Source organism: Actinomycetota bacterium, from assembly GCA_035540895.1.
Lineage (GTDB): Bacteria > Actinomycetota > JAICYB01 > JAICYB01 > JAICYB01 > DATLFR01.
In genome coordinates this window covers 1-4518 of the sequence record DATLFR010000222.1, presented here as the reverse complement: position 1 = coordinate 4518, position 4518 = coordinate 1, and the positions used below count along the sequence as shown (strand labels likewise).

At 70.3% G+C, this 4518-nt stretch carries 5 protein-coding genes; 2 read left to right on the top strand and 3 right to left on the bottom strand.

The window, feature by feature from the left end:
- Positions 1-194: 194 nt before the first annotated feature.
- Together VM840_12345 and VM840_12340 are read left to right on the top strand one after the other, a co-directional pair.
- Positions 195-545: a metalloregulator ArsR/SmtB family transcription factor gene (locus VM840_12345; protein HVL82369.1), complete on the top strand. Its 351-nt coding sequence runs from the start codon at positions 195-197 to the stop codon at positions 543-545.
- Positions 542-1027: an SRPBCC domain-containing protein gene (locus tag VM840_12340; protein HVL82368.1), complete on the top strand. Its 486-nt coding sequence runs from the start codon at positions 542-544 to the stop codon at positions 1025-1027. Before VM840_12345 ends, VM840_12340 begins: the two co-directional genes overlap by 4 nt.
- 36 nt (positions 1028-1063) lie before the next feature.
- On the opposite strand, the gene katG is transcribed toward VM840_12340, so the two are convergent.
- From katG to VM840_12325, 3 genes are all read right to left on the bottom strand, one after another.
- Positions 1064-3295, bottom strand: coding sequence for a catalase/peroxidase HPI (gene katG, locus VM840_12335; GenBank protein HVL82367.1), 2232 nt, complete (start codon positions 3293-3295; stop codon positions 1064-1066).
- Entirely contained in the window at positions 3292-3687 is a 396-nt protein-coding gene (locus tag VM840_12330) for a Fur family transcriptional regulator (GenBank protein HVL82366.1), read from the bottom strand. Before VM840_12330 ends, katG begins: the two co-directional genes overlap by 4 nt.
- Before the next feature lie 181 nt (positions 3688-3868).
- Positions 3869-4518, bottom strand: a 650-nt coding sequence (locus tag VM840_12325) for a hypothetical protein (protein ID HVL82365.1), incomplete at its 5' end; no start/stop codon positions are given.

Here is a 4518-nt window from a genome sequence, read left to right as displayed (position 1 = left end):
GGGCGGTCCCAGCTTCTCGGTCTTCCGAGCGGGCAGCTCCTCGGTCGACGCGTCGAGCTCCACCCTGAACTCGGGACCGGGCGGTCCGGGAGGCGGGAGCCCCGCCGGCGGGTCCGGCGCCGGGGCTCCCGGAGCATCGGGCACGATCTCCTAGGCTTGCGGTCCCTCCGGGGGCCCGCGTAATCTACAACCAGATGGTTGTAGATATCGGTGATCCCCGGGCCGCCGACCGGCTGTTCCACGCCCTGGCGGACGCCACCCGTCGCGACGTGGTGGCGAGGACGATGCAGGCAGAGCACTCGGTCTCCGAGCTGGCCCGGCTCTACCCGATGAGCTTCGCCGCCGTGCAGAAGCACGTCGCGGTGCTCGCCGACGCCGGGTTGGTGACGAAGCGGCGCCGTGGGCGGGAGCAGCTCGTCAGCGGGAACGTGGGGGCCATACAGCAGGCCTCGCGGCTGCTCGAGGAGGTCGAGGCCCTCTGGCGGGGGCGCATCGACCGGCTCGGCGAGATCTTGGCGCAAGAGACCGAAGGAGGATCGGGATGAGCGTGACGGACGTCCGGAAGGACCCGACGACCCTGAGCATGGTCGTCACCGCGGAGTTCGCGGCTCCCGTCGAGCGGGTGTGGCAGATGTGGGACGACCCGCGTCGACTCGAGCGCTGGTGGGGGCCGCCCACGCATCCGGCCACGTTCGTGGAGCACGACCTGAAGCCGGACGGCCGGGTGACCTACTTCATGACGGGCCCGGACGGCGAGCGCTACCACGGGTGGTGGCGGGTGCTGGTCGTGGACGCCCCTCACACCCTCGAGTTCGAGGACGGGTTCGGCGACGAGAACGGACAGCCAAAGGAGGACCTCCCCGTCACCCGGTCCCGCGTCAGGCTGGAGCCTGTCGATGCGGGGACGCGGATGACGATAGAGAGCCTGTTCCCGACCCTGGAGGCCATGGAGCAGATCCTCGCCATGGGAGCCGAGGAGGGTCTCGTCGCCGCGCTGTCGCAGATCGACGAGCAGCTGGCCGCCTAGTCTCGCACCGACCGACCGCGGTCCTCGACGGCCGGCCTACCGCGTCAACTCGAACCGGTCCAGGTTCATCACCTTGTCCCACGCGGCGACGAAGTCCTGGACGAACTTGTCGACGCAGTCGTCCTGCGCGTAGACCTCGGCGATGGCCCGGAGCTGCGAGTGGGAGCCGAAGACCAGGTCGACGGCGGTGGCGGTCCACCTCAGGTCTCCCGTCTGCCGGTCGCGGCCCTCGTAGACGCCCTCGTCGCTGCTCGAGACCGTCCACTCCGTGCCGGCCTCGAGCAGGTTCGCGAAGAAGTCGTTCGTCAGCGTGCCCGGACGGTCGGTGAACACGCCGTGGCGGGTGTCCCGGTGGTTCGCTCCGAGGGCCCGCATGCCCCCGATCAGGACCGTCATCTCCGGGGCGGTCAGGCTGAGCATGTTGGCTCGGTCCAGCAGCAGCGTCTCCGGCGAGAGCTTGGCGCCGTCGCGGACGTAGTTGCGGAACCCGTCCGCCCGCGGCTCCAGGTGTCGGAACGAGTCCACGTCGGTCATCTCCTGCGTGGCGTCGGTCCGTCCGGGTGTGAACGGGACGGTGATGTCGTGCCCGGCGTCGCGGGCCGCCTTCTCGATCGCCGCGCACCCGCCCAGGACGATCACGTCGGCTAGGGAGACCCTCACGCCGGAGGACCGGGCGGCGTTGAACTCCTGCTGGACCCGCTCGAGGACCTCCAGCACCTCGGACAGCTCGGCCGGGTCGTTGACCTCCCAGTCCTTCTGCGGCGCCAGGCGGATCCGGCCCCCGTTCGCTCCGCCGCGCTTGTCCGTGCCCCGGAAGGTGGCCGCGGACGCCCAGGCGGTCCGGACGAGCTGGGCGACCGAGAGCCCGGACCCGAGCAGCCTCTGCTTCAGGTCGGCGATCTCGGCGTCGCCGATTAGCTCGTGGTCCACCTCGGGCACCGGGTCCTGCCACAGCTGCGCTTCAGGGACCCACGGACCCAGGTACCGTCGGGCCGGGCCCATGTCGCGGTGCAGGAGCTTGTACCAGGCCTTGGCGAAGGCCTCTGCGAACTCGTTCGGGTTCTCCATGAAGCGGCGGGAGATCTGCTCGTAAACGGGGTCCGCGCGCAGGGCGAGGTCGGTGGTCGCCATCATCGGGGCGTGACGGACGGCTGGGTCGTGTGCGTCGGGGACGAGGTCGGCTCCCGCCCCGTCCTTCGGCCTCCACTGCTTCGCCCCCGCCGGGCTCGCGGTCAGCTCCCACTCGAAGCCGAACAAGGTCTCGAAGAAGCTGTTGTCCCAGGTGATCGGGGTGGGGGTCCAGGCTCCCTCGAGGCCGCTGGTGATCGTGTCCTTCCCCTTGCCGCTGGCGTAGGAGCTGAACCAGCCGAGACCCTGCGACTCGAGAGGGCACCCCTCGGGCTCGGGGCCCACGAGGGTGGGGTCGCCCGCGCCGTGGGTCTTGCCGAAGGTGTGCCCGCCGGCGATCAGCGCGACCGTCTCCTCGTCGTTCATGCCCATCCGGCCGAAGGTCTCCCGGATGTCGCGGGCCGAGGCCAGCGGGTCGGGGTTTCCGCTCGGACCCTCCGGGTTGACGTAGATCAAGCCCATCTGGACGGCGCCGAACGGCTCCGCCAGCTCCCGGTCCCCGCTGTAGCGCTCGTCGCCGAGCCAGGTGTCCTCGGGCCCCCAGAAGATCTCCTCCGGCTCCCAGACGTCCTCGCGTCCGAATCCGAACCCGAACGTCTCGAACCCCATGTCCTCCAGGGCGACGTTGCCGGCGAAGACCAGCAGGTCGGCCCATGAGATCTTGCGTCCGTACTTCTTCTTCACCGGCCAGAGCAGACGCCTCGCCTTGTCGAGGTTGGCGTTGTCCGGCCAGCTGTTGAGGGGGGCGAAGCGCTGGGAGCCGTCGGACCCGCCGCCACGTCCGTCGTGCACCCGGTACGTGCCCGCGGCGTGCCAGCTCATCCGGATGAACAGCGGCCCGTAGTGGCCGTAGTCGGCGGGCCACCAGTCCTGCGACGTCCGCATCACCTCGACGATGTCGCGCTTGAGCGCCTCGACGTCGAGGGAGCGGAACTCCTCGGGGTAGTCGAAGCCCACTCCCATGGGGTTGCCCCTCGGTGAGTGCTGGTGCAGGACCGACAGGTCGAGCTGGTCCGGCCACCAGTCACGGTTGCTGCGCGGCCGCGAGCTCGCCTTCGGCGTCGGGGATGGGATCGCCGGGTTCTCGCTCTCGCTGACGCTCTGCGTGTCGTTCTTGTCGGTGATGTCTCGGTCGCTCACGTCCGTATCTCTCCTCTCTTGCCTGAGCACGCCGGGCAGCGGCCCCAGTAGATGACCTCGGCCTCGTCCACCTCGTAGCCGGCCGGGTCGGACGCCGACAGGCACGGCGTGTACCCCGCCGCGCAGTCGACGTCGACCATCCGGTTGCAGGTCCGACAGATGAGGTGGTGGTGGTTGTCGCCCACCCGACGCTCGTAACGCGCCGGAGAGCCGGCCGGCTGGATCCTGCGCACCAGGCCTCGCTCCGTGAAGGTCGAGAGGGCGTCGTAGACCGACTGGCGGGAGATGGCTCCGATCTCGGTCCGGACGGCCCGGTCGATCTCCTCGGCCGTGCTGTGCGGTCTCTCGGCGACCGCTCGCAGGACGGCCAGGCGCTGCGCCGTGACGTGCATGCCGTGCCGGCGGAGCAGGGCGTCGGTGGGGAGGGCTTCGCTGTCCAAGGCGTCCACGGTACGACGGAGGACTGGACCGTGTCCAGATCTTGGGGGAGCCCAGTTCCGGTCGCTGAGCCGGACGTCCTGCCCCCGCCCTGGACCCCGGTGAGTGCGCCTGGGGGTGACCCGATGCCTGGGCTCAGCGCAACGGGTCGAGGGCGGAGATGCTCATCGTGAACTTCTCCGTGTAGTCGGTCGGACCGCCCGGTGTGGACGCCCGGGCCTGCGTCCTCGATACGCGCTTGAGCATCAGGCCGTTGGATCGGGCGAACCAGATCTCGCTGCGCCGCCATCCCTGGACGGCACCCGTCAGGGTCTCCTCCGTCCGGACCCGCAGAGACGCCACCGGACGCCCCGCCACCGTCATGTCCTCTACCCCGACGACGGTGCCCGCGATCTCCGCCGCGGCGTCGGGGGACGCGCAGCGGCCCCCGAAGCTCGACCCCGCGTCCGTCGTAGGGGGATGGAGGAAGGTCGGGGCCCGGCAGCGGAAGTGTCGCGTCATCCCCTGCTCGTAGAACTCGTGGAACGTGACGAACTCGCGTACCTCGATCCCGTCTCCCGCCGAGCAGAGGACCGCCCGCTCCCATCGCTCCTCGAGCACGTCCCACCTCATATCGGCGCCGCACGGGGTGTGGGTCAGCGTCACCGTCGTTCGGTCTGGGTAACGGTGCTTCGACCCGCCGAACAGCGCCACCTCGAAGGACCCCTCCGTGTCGTAGAGGTACACCCCCGGCGCAGGGAGGGGTCGCGGCGATGGACCCGCCGGCGCCGGGGGTGTACCTCTAC

Coding starts and splice junctions, on each gene's coding strand:
- VM840_12345 (HVL82369.1), top strand. CDS start 195: ATGGTTGTAGATATCGGTGATCCCCGGGCCGCCGACCGGCTGTTCCAC.
- VM840_12330 (HVL82366.1), bottom strand. CDS start 3,687: ATGCACGTCACGGCGCAGCGCCTGGCCGTCCTGCGAGCGGTCGCCGAG.
- VM840_12340 (HVL82368.1), top strand. CDS start 542: ATGAGCGTGACGGACGTCCGGAAGGACCCGACGACCCTGAGCATGGTC.